Origin of the sequence: Herbiconiux solani NBRC 106740 (assembly GCF_001571005.1) — a bacterium.
GTDB lineage: Bacteria > Actinomycetota > Actinomycetes > Actinomycetales > Microbacteriaceae > Herbiconiux > Herbiconiux solani.
Genome location: NZ_BCST01000006.1, coordinates 97,264 through 111,937, shown reverse-complemented (window position 1 = coordinate 111,937; position 14,674 = coordinate 97,264). Strand labels below are relative to the sequence as shown.

Here is a 14,674-nt window from a genome sequence, read left to right as displayed (position 1 = left end):
CATTGTGACTCGGGTGAAGAAAAGGGGTTCCCTGCCGGCCCCGGCGAAGCGGGGCCGGCAGGGAGGGAAGTGGACGCGGAAGGATCAGTTCTTCAGCAGCTTCCAGTGGTCAGCCCACTCGGCGTCGACCGTGTCGCGGTTCGGCAGGGCGTCCGAGTAGGCCTGCGGCAGGGTGAAGTTCGCCGGCTTCGGCTCGAGCATGGTCCACATGGCCTCCATGTCGATCGTGTTCACCTCGTTCTGCGGGTCCCAGTCGTCCGGGTACGCGACGCGGCTCATCTTCACCCAGTCGTACGGGTTGTTGTCGCCCGTGTAGGTGTTGATGTAGTCGTCCACGTTGTCGGCGGTGACGAAGATGCCACCGGTGTTGAGCATCCGGTTCAGCGGGTCGACCTTGGCGCCCTTGCAGTAGTCCAGGGCCTGCACGAAGCTGAAGCCGGCCTGGAACTGCGGGATGCCCGAGAAGCTGCCGAACATCTGGCCGGCCTTGATCAGCTGCATGGTGCTGAGGTTGCCGTCGATACCGGTGATGGGGGGCAGGTCCTCGTTCGCGACACCGGCCTCGGTGAGCGCGTTCAGGGCGCCGATTCCGACGTCGTCGTTCTGGCCGAAGACGGCGTTGATCTTGTCGACGCCGACCTGGGTGATGATGCCGGCCATGGCCTGGCGGGCCGCGTCGCGGTCCCACTCGCCGGGCTGCTCGGCGATGACCTTGATGTCGGGGTACTCGGCGAGCGCGCGGTCGAAGCCGGCGTTGCGCAGCTGGTCCGGGGTGGCGCCCGGGTGACCGGTGAGGTGCACCACGTTGCCGGATCCGCCGATCTTGTCGAACAGGGCCTTGGCCACGGTGTACGCGACCTCCTCCGAGTTCGGCGTCAGGTACGACACGTACTGGTCGCCGCTGTCGAAGGGCGAGGTCCAGGTCGGCTGCTCCCAGGTGTTGACGAAGCAGACGCCGTTCTGCTGGGCGATGTCGGCCATGGCCGGGACGTTGGACGGGTCGGGCGCGGTGATGAAGATGATCTTGGCGCCGGCGTCGACCTGCTGCTGGAACTGGGCGAGCTCGGTGGCGGGGTCACCCTCGTTGGTGAGGCCGACGTACTTGCCGTTGAAGGCCTCGACGGCGCGCTGCGCACCCTGGGCCCAGCTGGCGTAGTAGTCGTTGTTCATGCTGGTGAACAGCGAGACGACGGTCTCGCCGTTGAGGTTCACCGAGTCGGGGAGTTCCGACGAGGGGGCGGACGTCGCGCCGCTCCCGCCCGAGGAACACCCGGCGAGGCCGAGCAGACTGATTACGGCGAGGCCGGCTACACCGGCGCTCAACACTCTGCGGTTCATATCACTCCTTCGTGAGACGTGCAGGACACTGTGCTTGTCGAGACACACTTTACAGATTGAGCACTACTTCACAACAGGGTTAACGCCGTGATTCCCGAAATCCGCGGTTTTCCGCCCTTCTCCCTTCCAGTCCGACGGGCTGTTGTGGTAGTAGTGGCAGCGGGCGTTAATTTGCAGTGAACGACTGGCAGAAGCCGGTTCGACGCTCGCCGGTCAACAAGGAGGCTGACTAATGGCGGATTTCCATCTCTCGGGACGGACGGTCGTGGTGACCGGTTCGGCGACGGGCATCGGGCGGGCGGCGGTCGACGCGTTCGCCGCCGAAGGGGCGCGGGTGGCTGCGGTGGACATCGAGTTCGATGTCCTCAGCCGGCACATCGAGGAGGCGGGGCTCGGCGAGCTGGTCACCCCGATCCGCGCCGATCTCTCCACCGCGGAGGGCGTGACCTCGGCGGCCGAGGAGGCCATGGCGGCTCTCGGCGGCACGCCGGACGTGCTGGTGAACAACGTGGGGGCCGGGCGGCTCAAGACGTTCGAAGAGCTCAGCGACGACGACTTCCACCGCACCTTCGAGCTGAACTTCCACTCGATGGTCCGGATGTGCCGCATCATCGTGCCGGCGATGTTCGAGGCCGGGAAGGGCGCGGTGGTGAACGTCACCTCCGACCTCTCCCGCCAGGCCGAGGACACCATCGTCGACTACGCGGCCTCCAAGGCGGCGGTCGCCAGCGTGGCCAAGTCGCTCGCCCGGGCGTATGCGCCCCGGGTCCGGGTCAACAACGTGGCCCCCGGGCCGATCTGGACCCCGTTCTGGACCGACGCCGACACCGGCTGGCTGAAGAACCTCGAAGCGGCCTATGGGGTCCAGGGCGACGCCGCGGTGCAGGCCTTCATCGAGGACCGCGGGATCCCTGCCGGACGGATGGGCACGCCCGAGGAGGTCGCGAACGCGATCCTCTTCCTCTCCTCCGACCTCGCCGGCTTCACCACCGGCAGCACCCTCGGCGTCGACGGCGGGACCGTCCGCGCCACCCTGTGACCGGCCGCGCCACTCTGTGACCGACCGCGCCACCTACCGATCTCCGCCGGCCTCGACGAGGAGCCCGGCGGCACCGAAAGGGGAATCATGATCATCAAGGACACGAACGTGCCCACCATGCTCGAGCACGGCGGCACCTGCCGCTCGTGGTTCTTCTTCCACAAGGAGGAACTGCGCGACGAGACGGAGGGCGGCTACCTGGAGTTCATCGACGAGTTCGAGCTCGCCGCCGGGGCCGCGCTCGAACCGCACTCGCACGACACGGACGAGTTCTACTACCTGCTCTCCGGCACGGCCCGGATGCGGGTCGGCGACGAGGAGCAGGATGTCGCGCCCGGCAACCTGATCCGGATCCCGCGCAACGAGATCCACAGCATCGCGGCCCACGAGGGCGAGGGCTTCCGCGCCCTGGCCTTCGCGATCAGCTACATGCCGAAGGACCGGACGGGCTACACCGCCTATCCCCCGGGCGGCGAACCGCACTTCGTGCCCAACGGCACCGACAAGTTCGAATCCGAGAGCTGAGCGCCCGGTCATGCGACTGGAAGGCAAGGTCGCGCTCGTCACGGGCGCGGCCGGGGGGATCGGGCGCGCCTCGGCGGAGCTGTTCGCCGAGGAGGGCGCCGTCGTGTACGCCGCCGACATCGCCGAGGGGCCCGCGTTCGAGCATCCGTCGGTCACCGCGGTGCACCTCGACGTCACCGACGAGGCGTCGTGGCGCTCGCTCGTCGACCGGATCGTGGCCGAGCAGGGTCGGATAGACGTGCTGTTCAGCAACGCCGGACTCGTGGGCTCGTACGAGCCCGTCGACACCATCCCGCTCGAGGACTGGCACCGCGTGCTGCGGGTCAATCTCGACGGCGTCTTCCTCGGCGCCCGCACGGTCGTGCCGGTCATGCGGGAGTCCGGCGGCGGCTCGATCATCAGCACCTCGTCCATCTGGGGGATCGCCGGCGCCGCCGGAGTCGCCGCGTACACGGCGTCGAAAGGCGCGGTGCGGCTGCTCAGCAAGAACCTGGCGCTGTCGTATGCCGGCGACGGCATCCGGTCGAACTCGATCCATCCCGGGATCATCGACACCCCGCTGATCGCGGCTCAGGATGCGGAGGTCACGGCCGGCGTGGTCGCCCAGACCCCGCTGGGCCGGCTCGGCCGCGCCCGCGAGATCGCCTACGGCGCTCTGTTCCTCGCGAGCGACGAGTCGAGCTACATGACGGGCGCCGAGCTCGTCATCGACGGCGGCTACACCACCCAGTGAGGGTGGAGCAGATGACGAGCCATCGTGTCGAGCAGGTCGCGGAGGACGACATCGGGCAGCGGATCCGGTCGGCCCGCATCGCCCAGGGCCTGAGCCTCCGTCGGGTCGCCTCGGCGATCGGCGTCTCGGCGAGCCTGCTCTCCCTCGTCGAGAACGGCCGCACGAAGCCGTCCATCGGCACGTTGACGGCCCTGGTGGGGCACTTCGGGATCTCGTTCGACGACGTGATGGGCGAGAGCGCGGACGCCGGGGCAGGAGCAGGCGGCGCGACGGAGGACTCCGGTCCGCGGTTCGGCTCGGACCATCCCTTCCTCGTGACCCTGGAACCGGGCGCGACCCTGCTCGCCGGAGGGGCCGGCCAGCCGGACGCGACGGAGTACGCCTACGTCGTCTCCGGCGAGCTGACCCTGTGCGTCGACCCGGTCGTGCACATCCTGAGGGCCGGCGACTCGCTGACCCTCGAGGGCGGGCGGCCCGCGGAGTACCGGAACGACGGGCGCGTGGCGGTGGAGGTCGTTCGGTTCCTGACCGGCGGCGCCTGACGGCGAGCGCCGGGCCACCCGGCCGCCCGGCCCGCCTTGCCCGTCACGAGTTCTGCGGCAGCCCGAGCCCCCACTGGGCCGCGGCCGGGTCGGGACGCTCGGCGAGCACCGCGGCCAGCAGCTCCTCGTCGATCGGGGCGTCGGCCGCCTCGACCGCCTCGCGGAGGTGCGCGCGATTCGTCGTCCCGACCACGGTCGTGACGGCGCCGCTCCGCTGGATCGCGTACTGGTTCGCGAGGAACGAGATCGACGCGCCGGCGGCCTCGCAGACCGCGTTCATCCGGAGCGCCGCATCCACCACCGCGGCGGGGGCCATGTGGCCCTCGGCGGCGAGGCGGTGCACGGCCGGGGTCAGCAGCCCCAGCGCGACCGCCGCCGCGTTCATCAGGGCGACCCCGTTCTCGCGCGCCACCGCGCCGAGCTCGTCCTCGAGGGAGTTGTCGAGCAGGGTGCCGTGGGCGAAGTTCAGCACCACGTCGCAGTCGGTCTCGGTGATCACCCGGCGGGCCGCGGCGATCGAGTAGCCGGTCATCCCGATGGCCCGGCACTTGCCCTCGTCGCGCAGCTCGAGCAGGGTCGTGTAGCCCTCGGTCAGCACGGGATCGAGGTCGACGAACTCGATGTCGTGCAGTTGGAGCACGTCGAGGTGGTCGGTGCCGAGCAGCCGGAGGCTCCGGTCGACGCTGGCCCGGATCGCCCGGGGGCTGAAGTCGAAGTGCTCACCCGGATTGCGGCCGGCCTTGGTGCCGACCAGCACGCGGTCGCGCTTGCCGCGCAGCGCACGCCCGAGCCGCTCCTCGGCGTCGCCGTAGTAGGGCGAGGTGTCGAAGAAGGTGATGCCGAGGTCGATGGCCTCGTCGACGGCGGCGGCGCCGACCTCCTCGGGCACGGGGCCGAACAGCTGGCCGAGCGGGGCCGTGCCGAACGAGACCGGGGTGACCTCGAGACCGGTCGAGCCGAGAGGGGTGGGGGTCATCGTCGTCCTTCCGTCGGGGTGAAGCAGGCCCGGGTCTCGCTCGCGACCACGGGCAGCGACCGGTCGATCGGTAGCGCGCGGTGCTCGTCGGAGATGATCTCCACCCCCCACGGCCCGTCGAAGCCGGTCGCCTGGACAGCGGTCACGAACGCGGGCACGTCGAAGGCGCCCCGCCCGGGGTAGCGGCGCCGGTCGACCGTGTCGTCCCAGAGCGAGCCCTCTGGCTCGGCCGCACCGTCGTCGAGCTCGACGACGAACAGGTACTCGGGTGGCAGCGCGGCGAGGTCCGCGTACGGGGTCCCGGCCCGGAACACGTGCCAGATGTCGACGCAGAGGCCGGCGGCGGGGTTGCCGATCGAGTCGAGGAGCGCCGCGCCATCGTGGATCGTGCGGAGATTGCTCGAGAACGGCATCGGCTCGAGCGCGACCCGCGTGCCGCGGCCCGCCGCCTCGGTGGCGAGCGCATCCAACTCGGTGCGGAAGACGTCGGGATCGGGGCCGCCCTCGGCCATGTCGGCCGCGACCTTCACGGTGCGGGCGCCCAGCACCTCGGCGGCCTCGAGGAGGTCGGCCCGCACGAGGTCGGAGACCTCGCGCCTCGGGCCCGTGGTCCACCAGTCGCCGAGGAACTCGAGTTCGACGAAGCGCATCCCGTTGCCGTCGAGCATCCGGGCCAGCTCGGTGAGCGGCTGCTCCTCGCGGAAGGCCACCAGGTCGGCGTGCACGAGGCCGAAGCCGTCCCAGCCCGCGGCCGCCGCGGTCTCGATCCGCTCCCGGATCGGGATCGGACTCCTCTCGTCCCCGCGCTGCGGGGCGGCATCCCCGGCCGTGGTCCAGCAGGTCGCGAGCAGCGGCACCGGCATGTGGTCTCCTCATCGTCGAGTTAATCAGCGATTAACAGGCTAGGGGAAAATGTGCGTTGGCACTGCACGGATTTCGTCCGGCGTGGGCACGCTATGTCGGTACGGCCTCCGATCGGTGTCGGCCGGCTCAGCGGTCGAGCGCGGCTTCGGCCGCCCGCAGCAGCTCGGGAACCCCCTCGGTCAGCCGGGGACCGAAGTCGTCGCCGGGTCGCTCCCCGTGCCGCCAGCGGGTGTGGATGGCCTCGCAGAACACGGCCGCCTTCCACAGGGCCAGCGCCTCGTACCAGCCGAGCTCGCCGAGATCGGCGCCGGAAGCCGCGGCGTAGCGCTCGGCCAGCTCGCGCCGGGTGAGGTACCCGGGCTCGCGGGTGACCGGGGTGAGCTGCATGATCGAGGCCGGAGCATCCGCATCCGCGTACATCGCCATCAGGTAGCCGACGTCGGCGAGCGGGTCGCCTAACGTCGACATCTCCCAGTCGAGCAGAGCCCGCACCCGAGCGGGGCTGCTGCGCTCGAACATCAGGTTGCCGAGCCGGTAGTCACCGTGGATGAGCGAGGCCCGCTGCGGCACGGGGATGCGCGCGCTCAACCGTGTGGCGAGCTCGCCGACGAGCGGCAGCTCGCGCTCGGAGACCGTCGGCCAGAGCCGGCTGAACCGCGAGACCTGTCGTTCGAGGTAGCCGTCCGGCCTCCCGAGCCCCGCGGCGTCCTCGTTGTCGACCGGCACGTCGTGCAGCGTGGCCAGCAGGTCGACCAGCTGCTCGCTCGTGCGACGCCGCTCCTCCGGTGCGCTCAGCTGCTCGGGGATGTCGTCGGTGATCACCAGGCCGTCGAGGTGCTCCATCACGTAGAAGGGCACACCGAGCAGGGTCTCGTCGGGGCAGACGGCCAGGATGCGCGGGACCGGCACCCCGCGCTCCCCCACGAACCGCTGCACCTGCGCCTCGCGCACCATGTCGTGGGTCGACCTCGGCAGGGGCGGCCGGGGGCCTCGGCGGAGCACGACCGTCTCGTCCCCGCGGCGGAGCGCGTAGGTGAGGTTCGACTGGCCATCGCCGATCCGTTCGGCCATCACCGGGCCCGTGCCGAGGCCGTTCTCGTCGAGGAACCGGGTGACGATGTCGAGCGGCAGGAGGGGGTCGGGGCCTGGGCCGGGACCTGGCGTCCGCTCCGCTGTCGGCTGCACGCCTGGGTCAGTCATCCGCGACCACCGCCCGGGCGCGCCGCCGGGCCGACGAGGCGCGGCGGGCGATCGCCCAGCGGTGCGTCTCGTTCGCTCCGTCGTAGATCCGGAACGGGCGCACCTCGCCGAGGTAGGAGACGAGCGGCAGATCGTAGGAGACCCCGTCTCCGCCGCAGAGCTGCATGGAGCGGTCGACCACCCGCACGATCGCCTCCGAGCAGAACACCTTCGCGATCGACGACAACCGGGCGCCCTCGCGCGGATCGGAGACCAGCGCCCGCGCACACGAGGTGATGAGCGCATCCGAGGCCTCGATGTCGATCGTCGAGTCGGCGATCAGCCCCTGCGCGATCCCGAGGTCGCCGAGGCGCGAGCCGAAGAGCTCCCGCGAATCGGCCCGGTCGAGGGCGATGTCGAGCGACCGGCGCGCGAGGCCCAGCCAGCGCATGCAGTGGGTCAGCCGCGCTGGGCCGAGCCGCACCTGGGCGTAGCGGAAGCCCTCGTCCGGAGCCCCGAGCACCGCCTCGGCCGGAACCCGGCAGTCGTCGAAGTGCACGTGGGAGTGGCCGCCGGCGATCGCGTTCTCGGTGGTGCGGATGTCGCGGCCGAGACGGAGGCCCGGTGTGTCGGCGTCGACCAGGAACATCGTCGCGCCGCCCGGGGTCTTCGCCATCACGATGAAGAAGCCCGCGCCCACCGCGCCGCTGATGTAGCGCTTCTCGCCGTCGATCCGCCAGCCGCCGTCGACCTCGGTCGCGGTCGTCAGCAGGGCCTCGGGATCCGATCCCGCGCCGGGATGCGGCTCGGTCATCGCGAACGCGGAGCGCACCTCGCCGCGCACCAGGGGGCCGAGGTAGCGCTCCTTCTGCTCGGGCGTGCCGATCTTCTCGAGCAGGTGCGCGTTGCCCTCGTCCGGGGCCATGCAGCCCAGCACGCTCGGGCCGATCGGCGAGTAGCCGGCGGCCTGGAAGACGGGCGACCATGCGGTCAGCGGGAGGCCCAGACCGCCGTACTCGACCGGGCCGTGCGGGGCGTAGACGCCGGCCGCACGCGCCTCGCGGCGGAGGCGCTCGAGCTCGTCGGGCTCGAGCGGTACGCCCGGCGCGGGCTCGGCGGGGATGACGACGTCACGGATGAAGGCGCGCACGCGGTCGACGAGGGCGTCGAGCTGCGTCGTGTCAGCCGTGTCCGTCGTCTCAGCCTTGTCGGCCGTGTCTGTCGTGTGGGCCGTGTCGGCCGTGCTCTGCACCGCGCCTTCTGCCGCCGTCTCCCCGCTCATGCGACGCCTCCCGCCGCCATCAGGCCGCCGTCGACCGTGAGCACCTCGCCCGTGATCCACGCCGCGTCGCGCGAGACCAGGAAGGCCACAGCACCCGCCACGTCCTCCGGTTCGCCGAGCCGGCCGAGCGGGTAGGCGGATTCGACCTCCTGCTCCTTGCCATCGTAGAGCGCGCGCGAGAAGACGGTGCGGACGACCGCCGGCGAGACGGCGTTGACCCGGATCTCCGGCGCGAGCTCGACCGCGAGGGTCTTCGTCAGATGGGCGACGGCCGCCTTGGAGATGCCGTACAGCCCGATGCCGGGCGAGGGGGTGCGGCCCGTGACCGACGACAGGTTGACCACCGAGCCGCCGTGCGATGCGAAGCCGAGCCGTTCATCCGCCAGCACATCCTGAACCCAGGCGAGCGGCGTGATCACGTTGACCTCGAAGATCTTGCGGGCCACCTCGACGTCGACGTCGACCACCGGGCCGAAGACCGGGTTCATGCCGACCACGTTGACGAGGGCGTCGACCCGGCCGAAGGCATCCGCCACCCGGTCGAGCACCTCGAGGCGGTGCGCCTTGTCCTCGGCCCGGCCGGCGACGGCGATCGCCCGCCCGGCGGGCAGGGTCGCGAGCGCCTCGGCGAGCGCGTCGGCGCGCCGGGCCGTGATGCAGACCCGGGCGCCGTCGGCCGCGAGTCGCTGGGCGATCGCGAGCCCGATGCCGCGGCTGCCACCGGTCACCAGGGCGACGCCGTCGAACCGCTCGGCGGCCACCTCAGACGCCCTGACCGGCCGGGATCAGCCGTTCGACGAACCACTCGGTCGCGGCGGTCGCGGCCCGGATGAGGAGCGACTGGTTGCTGTAGAGCGCCAGGTGGTCGGACTTGTCGATCACGACGAGCCGCTTCTTGGTGGTGGGGATGGCGTTGTAGGCGCCGATCGCCTCGTCCCAGAGCGTGATGTCGTCGTTCTCGGCCACGATCATGAGCGTCGGGGTGTCGACGATCCGGTGCAGGAACGGGCGGATGTCGTAGGACATCAGCAGGTCGACCGATTCGAGCGTCGCGTCGAAGTCGTAGTTCGGCGCCTCGTTCTGCTGGAAGGTGTGGAACACCTCGTACCCTTCCGGGAACGGCCAGGCCGAGATCTCGTTGCCGGTGTCGAGCGTGAAGTGCGGCACCATCGTGTCGCCCTCCCCCGCGAAGCGCGCACGGCGGGCCTCGAGGATCGCCTTCTCGAGGCGGCGGAAGTTGACGGTTCCGTTGGCCAGACGCATGTTGAGGTAGCCTTCGACCACCGGGATCTGCGAGACCGCGGCCTTGATGCGCGAATCGGTCGCCGCGAGGATCAGCGAGTGGCCGCCGCTGTACGACAGCCCCCAGACGCCGATCCGGCTGGAGTCGACCTCGTCGAGAGTCTCGGCGAAGTCGATCGCGTGCCGGTAGTCGGCGATCTGCATCCACGGGTCGATGTGCTGGCGGCGCGCACCGTCGCTGTCGCCGAAGTTGCGGTAGTCGAAGAGGATGGCGGCGATGCCGTTCTGCGCGAACATCTCGGCGTAGGTCGGCTGCACGATCTCCTTGACGTAGCACCAGCCGCCCGCCATCACGACCGTGGGGAACGGCCCCTCGCCCTCGTCGGGCGTGAACAGCCATCCGCGGACGGTGTCCCCTTCGCTCACGAACTCGATGTCTCGCCTCACGGATGATCTCCCTTGATCTGATGGCTTCACTGAACCGACCGGTCGGCCGGTCGAGTTGCTGCCCATTATGCAGTAATCGGCGGGATGTCGCTATGCTGAGCACGACGAGAACCGGCCCGCTGGCCGGTCGACCGACCGCGAAGGAGCGGAACGTGACAGCGATCATCGAGACGGGCGACCTCGCCCTCCCCCCGCTGCCGACCCCGCCGGTGGCCGAGCTCGAAGAGCTCTACGAGGCGGTCTGCGAGGTGCGCGCCTTCGAACTGCTCACCTCCGACCTCTACCGCGACGGCGTCATCCCCGGCTTCGTGCACGTCTCGCTCGGCCAGGAGGGCTCGGCGGTCGGCGCCTGCCACCCCCTGCGCCGGAGCGACATGATCACCTCGAACCACCGCGGTCACGGCCACTGCCTCGCCAAGGGGATGGAGCCCGAGGGCATGTTCGCCGAGCTGTTCGGCCGGGCGACCGGCTCGGTCGGCGGCCGCGGCGGGTCGATGCACATCGCCGACCCGTCGATCGGCATCCTCGGGGCCAACGGCATCGTGGGGGCCGGGCTCCCGATCGCGGTCGGCGCCGCCCACGCGGCCCGCACCCGGGGCGACGACGTGGTGGTCGCGTTCTTCGGCGACGGAGCGGTCGCGCAGGGCGTCTTCCACGAGGCCGTGAACCTCGCCGCCCTCTGGGGCCTCCCGGTGATCTTCTTCTGCGAGAACAACGGCTTCGCCGAGTTCACGGCCGCCGCCGACGGTCACCCCGCGACGCTCCGTGAGCGCGCGGCGGGCTACGGCATCCCGTATCTGGAGGTCGACGGGGCCGACGTGTGGGCCGTCGCCGAGCGGATGGCCCGGGTGCTCGACCGGGTCAGGCAGGGCGGCGGCCCGGTCGTCGTCGAGGCGATGACCGACCGCTGGCACGGCCACTACGAGGGCGACCAGCAGCAGTACCGCGACACCGACGACCTGCGCCGGGCCCGCGCCACGGATCCGGTGACCCGCGCCGAGGACCGGCTGCGTGCGCTCGGGGTGCCCGACGAGCGGATCGCAGGGCTCCACGACGGAGCGTTCGCCCGGATAGCCGCGGCGGCCGACCGCGCCAAGACCGCACCCGCGCCCGACCCGGCCGAGGCGGGGCGATTCGTGACCGCCCCGCGACCCGAGGTCGTGGAGGGTGCTCTGGAACCGGGGGCCACGCCGGTCAAATACATCGACGGCATCCGCTCGGCCCTCGCCGACGCGCTCGACGACGACCCGCTCGCGTTCTTCGCCGGCATCGACGTGGCGGCCGGCGGAGGCGTCTTCGCGGTCAGTCGCGGCCTCGCCGCCCGGCACCCGGGGCGCGTGCTCGACACCCCGATCTCGGAGGCCGCGGTGCTCGGACTCGGGGTCGGCGGCGCGATGGCGGGCCTGCATCCGGTCGTCGAGATCATGTACCTCGACTTCATCGGCGTGGCCTTCGACCAGCTGCTCAACCAGGCTGCGAAGCTCCACTTCATGACCGCGGGGCGGGCCACGATGGGCATGACGGTGCGCACGCAGTTCGGCGCCGGCCGGTCGGCGGGCAGCCAGCACTCGCAGAGCCTCGAAGCCCTGCTCGCCCACATCCCGGGCCTGACGGTCGTGATGCCCGCCACGGCCGCGGATGCCTACGGCCTGCTCCGCAGCGCGATCGACGACCCGAACCCGGTCGTCTACATCGAGAACCGCACGCTCTACGGGCGCCGGTCCGAGCCCGCCCCGCCCGGCCACCGCGTGCCGATCGGACGGGCCAGGATCGCCCGCGAGGGCACCGACGTGACCGTCGTGAGCTATTCGCGGATGGCGCTGGAGTGCCTGGAGGTCGCCGACCGGCTCGCCGCGGACGGGATCGACGTCGAGGTGATCGACCTGCGGACCATCTCGCCCTGGGATCGGGAGACCGTGCTCGCCTCGGTGCGGAAGACCTCGCGCCTCGTGGTCGTGCACGAGGCCGTGACCGATTTCGGGGTGGGCGCCGAGATCGTCTCGACCGTCGTCGACCAGGCGTTCTGGGCCCTCGACGGGCCGCCGCGCCGGGTCGGCGCGGGCTACTCCCCCGCCCCGTACGCGCCGGGCCTCGAGGCGGCCTGGCTGCCGCAGCACGACGACATCGAGCGGGCGATCAGGGCCACGCTCGAGCCCTTCGAGACGGAGACCGACCGATGAGCATGTCCACCCTCACCACCTCCGGCGAGCTGCGCCGGGCCGAGATCCTCGAGGCCGCGGCGGCGCTGTTCGACGAGCTGGGCTTCCACCGCACCACCACGGCGGCGATCGCCGACCGGGTCGGCACCGCGAAGGCGACGGTGTACCACTACTTCCGCGCGAAGCACGACATCCTGCACGCCATCCACGAGGAGTGGATCGACGAGCTGCTCGCGCTGTTCCAGGCGAGCACCGAAGAGACCAGCGACCCGGTCGAGATCGTGCGCCGGGTGATGGACGACATCGTCTCGCTGATCGCCCAGCGGCCCGGGCACGTGCGGGTGTTCTTCGAGTACTTCCGCGAGCTGCCGCCCGAGTTGCAGACCTCGGCCCGCATCAAGCGCGACCGCTACGAGGAGCTGGTCGAGGGCGCCATCCTGCAGGGCATGAAGGAGGGCTCGATCGCCTGGCAGGATCCGCGAACCGCCTCGTTCGCGCTGTTCGGCATGTGCAACTGGGCCTACCAGTGGTACCGGGCCGACGGCCGGCTCAGCCACGACGAGGTCTCGGCGCAGCTGTTCCGCATCTTCATGACCGGGGTCGCCTCGCGCTCGTTCGCCGAACGGGGTGCGGATGCCTGAGGGTGGCGCACGACGGCCGTCGCCCGACTATCTCTCCGCGGCGCGGTGGGACACGACGATCCAGCGGCTGTTCGCCGAGTCGGTCGCCGCCGACCCGGAGGCGCTGCTCGTCGTCGACGGCGAAGAGCGACTCAGCCGGGGCGGTCTCGCCGACGCGGCCCGGCGCATCCGTGTCGCCCTGACGGCGGTGGGGGTACGGCCGGGCGACGTGGTGAGCATGCAGCTGCCGAACGCCTGGTCGACCGTGGCCGCGATGCACGGCGTGTGGAGCGCCGGGGCGATCGTGAACCCCATCACGACGATCTACCGGGGGCGGGAGCTCGAGGTGATCTTCGGCAGCGCGCGGCCGCGGGTGGTGCTGGCGACGGCGCCGACCTCTGCATCCCGTTCGGGCGGGGCGCACGGGGTGGACTTCGTGGCGCAGGCGCGGGAGGCCGTCCGGGCCAGCGGCTCGGCGGCCGTCGTGCTGGATCTGGCCGCCGTGCTGGCGGGCGTGCCGGTCGGCTCAGCGATCTCCCCTTCAGAGCCCGCTCCGGCCGCGGCCGACGACGTGGCCCTGCTCATGTTCACCTCGGGCACCACGGGCCGGCCCAAGGGCGTGCTGCACTCGCACCGCAGCCTGCTCTACGAGGCGGCCTCGATCGGCGAGGTCTTCGATCTCGCCGGCGACACCGTCTTCATGCCCTCGCCGCTCGCGCACGTCACCGGGCTGCTGTATGGCATCCTGACCCCGCTCGTGACCGGAGGAGCGGTGTCGCTCCTGGACCGCTGGGACCCGGAGGTCGCGACCGACCTGATCGAGCGCGACCGCTGCGCGTTCACCGTCTCGGCCACGCCGTTCCTCCGCGGGCTCGCCGAGAGCTACGCGCGCCGCGGCAGCGCGTCCTCCCTCCGCGGGTTCGTCTGCGGCGGTGCCGACATCCCGCCGAGTCTGGTCGCCGAGGCCGACCGGGCCCTCGGCATCCGCGTGGCCCGCACCTACGGGTCGACCGAGATGCCGACGCTCTGCATCGTGCGGCCGGACGATGACGCCCCCGAGCGCCACTCCTCCGAGGGGTACCCGATCGGCGAGGCCGCCGCCCGGCTCTCGGCCGACGGCGAACTCGAGGTGCGCGGCCCTGAGCTCTTCGCCGGCTACCTCGACCCGTCCGACGACGAGGAGGCCTTCACGGCCGACGGCTGGTTCCGAACCGGCGACCTCGCCGACCTGGCGAACGACGGGCGGGTCACGATCACGGGGCGCCGAAAAGACCTGATCGTGCGCGGGGGCGAGAACATCAGCGCCAAAGAGGTCGAGGATCTGCTGCTCACGCACCCGGCGGTCTCCGATGTGGCGATGATCGGGGTCCCGGATCCGCGGATGGGCGAGCGGGCCTGCGCGGTGGTGGTCGTGGCGGCGGGTTCGGAGATCGACCTCACCGGCCTCACCGCCCACCTCGATCGGCAGTCGATCGCGCGCCAGAAGTACCCCGAGCTGCTCTGGAAGGTCGAGGCGCTGCCGCGCACCGTGTCGGGCAAGGTGCAGAAGTTCGTGCTGCGGCGGGATGTCGCAGCCGCCGTCGAGGCGGGGCTCGTGGAGGCGCGGGGCTGAGCCGCTCCGGCCTCGTCCGGTTTCCCGGTGTGCCGAGGTCCGGCGCATCCAGCTTCTCCCCAGCGCCTTGCCAGTGGTCTCCGATGAACCGGGATCCGGGATGATCCGAATCACCT

At 71.2% G+C, this 14,674-nt stretch carries 14 protein-coding genes; 7 read left to right on the top strand and 7 right to left on the bottom strand.

The features are described 5' to 3' along the window. Positions 1–84 precede the first annotated feature (84 nt). Entirely contained in the window at positions 85–1,338 is a 1,254-nt protein-coding gene (locus HSO01S_RS12165; protein ID WP_066041747.1) for a sugar ABC transporter substrate-binding protein, read from the bottom strand. 232 nt (positions 1,339–1,570) lie between these two features. Here HSO01S_RS12165 and HSO01S_RS12160 point away from each other — a divergent pair, with 232 nt between their 5' ends. From HSO01S_RS12160 to HSO01S_RS12145, 4 genes are all read left to right on the top strand, one after another. Next, positions 1,571–2,377: an SDR family NAD(P)-dependent oxidoreductase gene (locus HSO01S_RS12160; RefSeq protein WP_066041745.1), complete on the top strand. Its 807-nt coding sequence runs from the start codon at positions 1,571–1,573 to the stop codon at positions 2,375–2,377. Between the two features lie 87 nt (positions 2,378–2,464). After that, on the top strand, positions 2,465–2,902 hold the full coding sequence (locus HSO01S_RS12155; RefSeq protein ID WP_066041742.1) for a cupin domain-containing protein: 438 nt from the start codon (positions 2,465–2,467) through the stop codon (positions 2,900–2,902). Between the two features lie 10 nt (positions 2,903–2,912). Continuing rightward, the gene (locus tag HSO01S_RS12150) at positions 2,913–3,635 is read left to right on the top strand and encodes an SDR family NAD(P)-dependent oxidoreductase (protein ID WP_066041741.1); all 723 of its coding nucleotides are present in this window, start codon (positions 2,913–2,915) and stop codon (positions 3,633–3,635) included. Between the two features lie 11 nt (positions 3,636–3,646). Then, positions 3,647–4,177, top strand: a complete 531-nt coding sequence (locus HSO01S_RS12145; RefSeq protein ID WP_157079044.1) for a helix-turn-helix domain-containing protein — start codon at positions 3,647–3,649, stop codon at positions 4,175–4,177. Between the two features lie 43 nt (positions 4,178–4,220). Here HSO01S_RS12145 and HSO01S_RS12140 read toward each other — a convergent pair whose 3' ends face one another. From HSO01S_RS12140 to HSO01S_RS12115, 6 genes are all read right to left on the bottom strand, one after another. Continuing rightward, entirely contained in the window at positions 4,221–5,153 is a 933-nt protein-coding gene (locus tag HSO01S_RS12140; protein WP_066041738.1) for an aldo/keto reductase, read from the bottom strand. Further along, entirely contained in the window at positions 5,150–6,016 is an 867-nt protein-coding gene (locus HSO01S_RS12135) for a sugar phosphate isomerase/epimerase family protein (RefSeq protein WP_066041736.1), read from the bottom strand. The genes HSO01S_RS12140 and HSO01S_RS12135 overlap by 4 nt, the downstream gene beginning before the upstream one ends. A gap of 127 nt (positions 6,017–6,143) precedes the next feature. Next, complete coding sequence (locus tag HSO01S_RS12130; RefSeq protein ID WP_084361620.1) at positions 6,144–7,217, bottom strand: phosphotransferase family protein; 1,074 nt, start codon at positions 7,215–7,217, stop codon at positions 6,144–6,146. Further along, positions 7,210–8,478 (bottom strand): acyl-CoA dehydrogenase family protein, encoded by a 1,269-nt coding sequence (locus tag HSO01S_RS12125; RefSeq protein ID WP_084361619.1) that lies wholly within the window; start codon positions 8,476–8,478, stop codon positions 7,210–7,212. Before HSO01S_RS12125 ends, HSO01S_RS12130 begins: the two co-directional genes overlap by 8 nt. Further along, the gene (locus HSO01S_RS12120) at positions 8,475–9,239 is read right to left on the bottom strand and encodes an SDR family oxidoreductase (RefSeq protein WP_066041731.1); all 765 of its coding nucleotides are present in this window, start codon (positions 9,237–9,239) and stop codon (positions 8,475–8,477) included. Before HSO01S_RS12120 ends, HSO01S_RS12125 begins: the two co-directional genes overlap by 4 nt. Before the next feature lies 1 nt (position 9,240). After that, positions 9,241–10,167, bottom strand: coding sequence for an alpha/beta hydrolase (locus HSO01S_RS12115; protein WP_066041730.1), 927 nt, complete (start codon positions 10,165–10,167; stop codon positions 9,241–9,243). 152 nt (positions 10,168–10,319) lie between these two features. Between HSO01S_RS12115 and HSO01S_RS12110 the strand changes: the two genes are divergently transcribed. From HSO01S_RS12110 to HSO01S_RS12100, 3 genes are read left to right on the top strand one after another with little or no spacing between them, the layout of a single operon-like run. Continuing rightward, positions 10,320–12,347: an alpha-ketoacid dehydrogenase subunit alpha/beta gene (locus HSO01S_RS12110; RefSeq protein WP_218003805.1), complete on the top strand. Its 2,028-nt coding sequence runs from the start codon at positions 10,320–10,322 to the stop codon at positions 12,345–12,347. After that, on the top strand, positions 12,344–12,967 hold the full coding sequence (locus HSO01S_RS12105) for a TetR/AcrR family transcriptional regulator (protein WP_084361616.1): 624 nt from the start codon (positions 12,344–12,346) through the stop codon (positions 12,965–12,967). The genes HSO01S_RS12110 and HSO01S_RS12105 overlap by 4 nt, the downstream gene beginning before the upstream one ends. Beyond that, a complete protein-coding gene (locus HSO01S_RS12100) occupies positions 12,960–14,558 on the top strand; it encodes an AMP-binding protein (RefSeq protein ID WP_066041728.1) in 1,599 nt (532 codons plus the stop codon). Before HSO01S_RS12105 ends, HSO01S_RS12100 begins: the two co-directional genes overlap by 8 nt. The last annotated feature ends 116 nt before the right edge of the window (positions 14,559–14,674 follow it).

Coding starts and splice junctions, on each gene's coding strand:
- HSO01S_RS12165 (WP_066041747.1), bottom strand. CDS start 1,338: ATGAACCGCAGAGTGTTGAGCGCCGGTGTAGCCGGCCTCGCCGTAATC.
- HSO01S_RS12160 (WP_066041745.1), top strand. CDS start 1,571: ATGGCGGATTTCCATCTCTCGGGACGGACGGTCGTGGTGACCGGTTCG.
- HSO01S_RS12155 (WP_066041742.1), top strand. CDS start 2,465: ATGATCATCAAGGACACGAACGTGCCCACCATGCTCGAGCACGGCGGC.
- HSO01S_RS12150 (WP_066041741.1), top strand. CDS start 2,913: ATGCGACTGGAAGGCAAGGTCGCGCTCGTCACGGGCGCGGCCGGGGGG.
- HSO01S_RS12145 (WP_157079044.1), top strand. CDS start 3,647: ATGACGAGCCATCGTGTCGAGCAGGTCGCGGAGGACGACATCGGGCAG.
- HSO01S_RS12140 (WP_066041738.1), bottom strand. CDS start 5,153: ATGACCCCCACCCCTCTCGGCTCGACCGGTCTCGAGGTCACCCCGGTC.
- HSO01S_RS12135 (WP_066041736.1), bottom strand. CDS start 6,016: ATGCCGGTGCCGCTGCTCGCGACCTGCTGGACCACGGCCGGGGATGCC.
- HSO01S_RS12130 (WP_084361620.1), bottom strand. CDS start 7,217: ATGACTGACCCAGGCGTGCAGCCGACAGCGGAGCGGACGCCAGGTCCC.
- HSO01S_RS12125 (WP_084361619.1), bottom strand. CDS start 8,478: ATGAGCGGGGAGACGGCGGCAGAAGGCGCGGTGCAGAGCACGGCCGAC.
- HSO01S_RS12105 (WP_084361616.1), top strand. CDS start 12,344: ATGAGCATGTCCACCCTCACCACCTCCGGCGAGCTGCGCCGGGCCGAG.
- HSO01S_RS12100 (WP_066041728.1), top strand. CDS start 12,960: ATGCCTGAGGGTGGCGCACGACGGCCGTCGCCCGACTATCTCTCCGCG.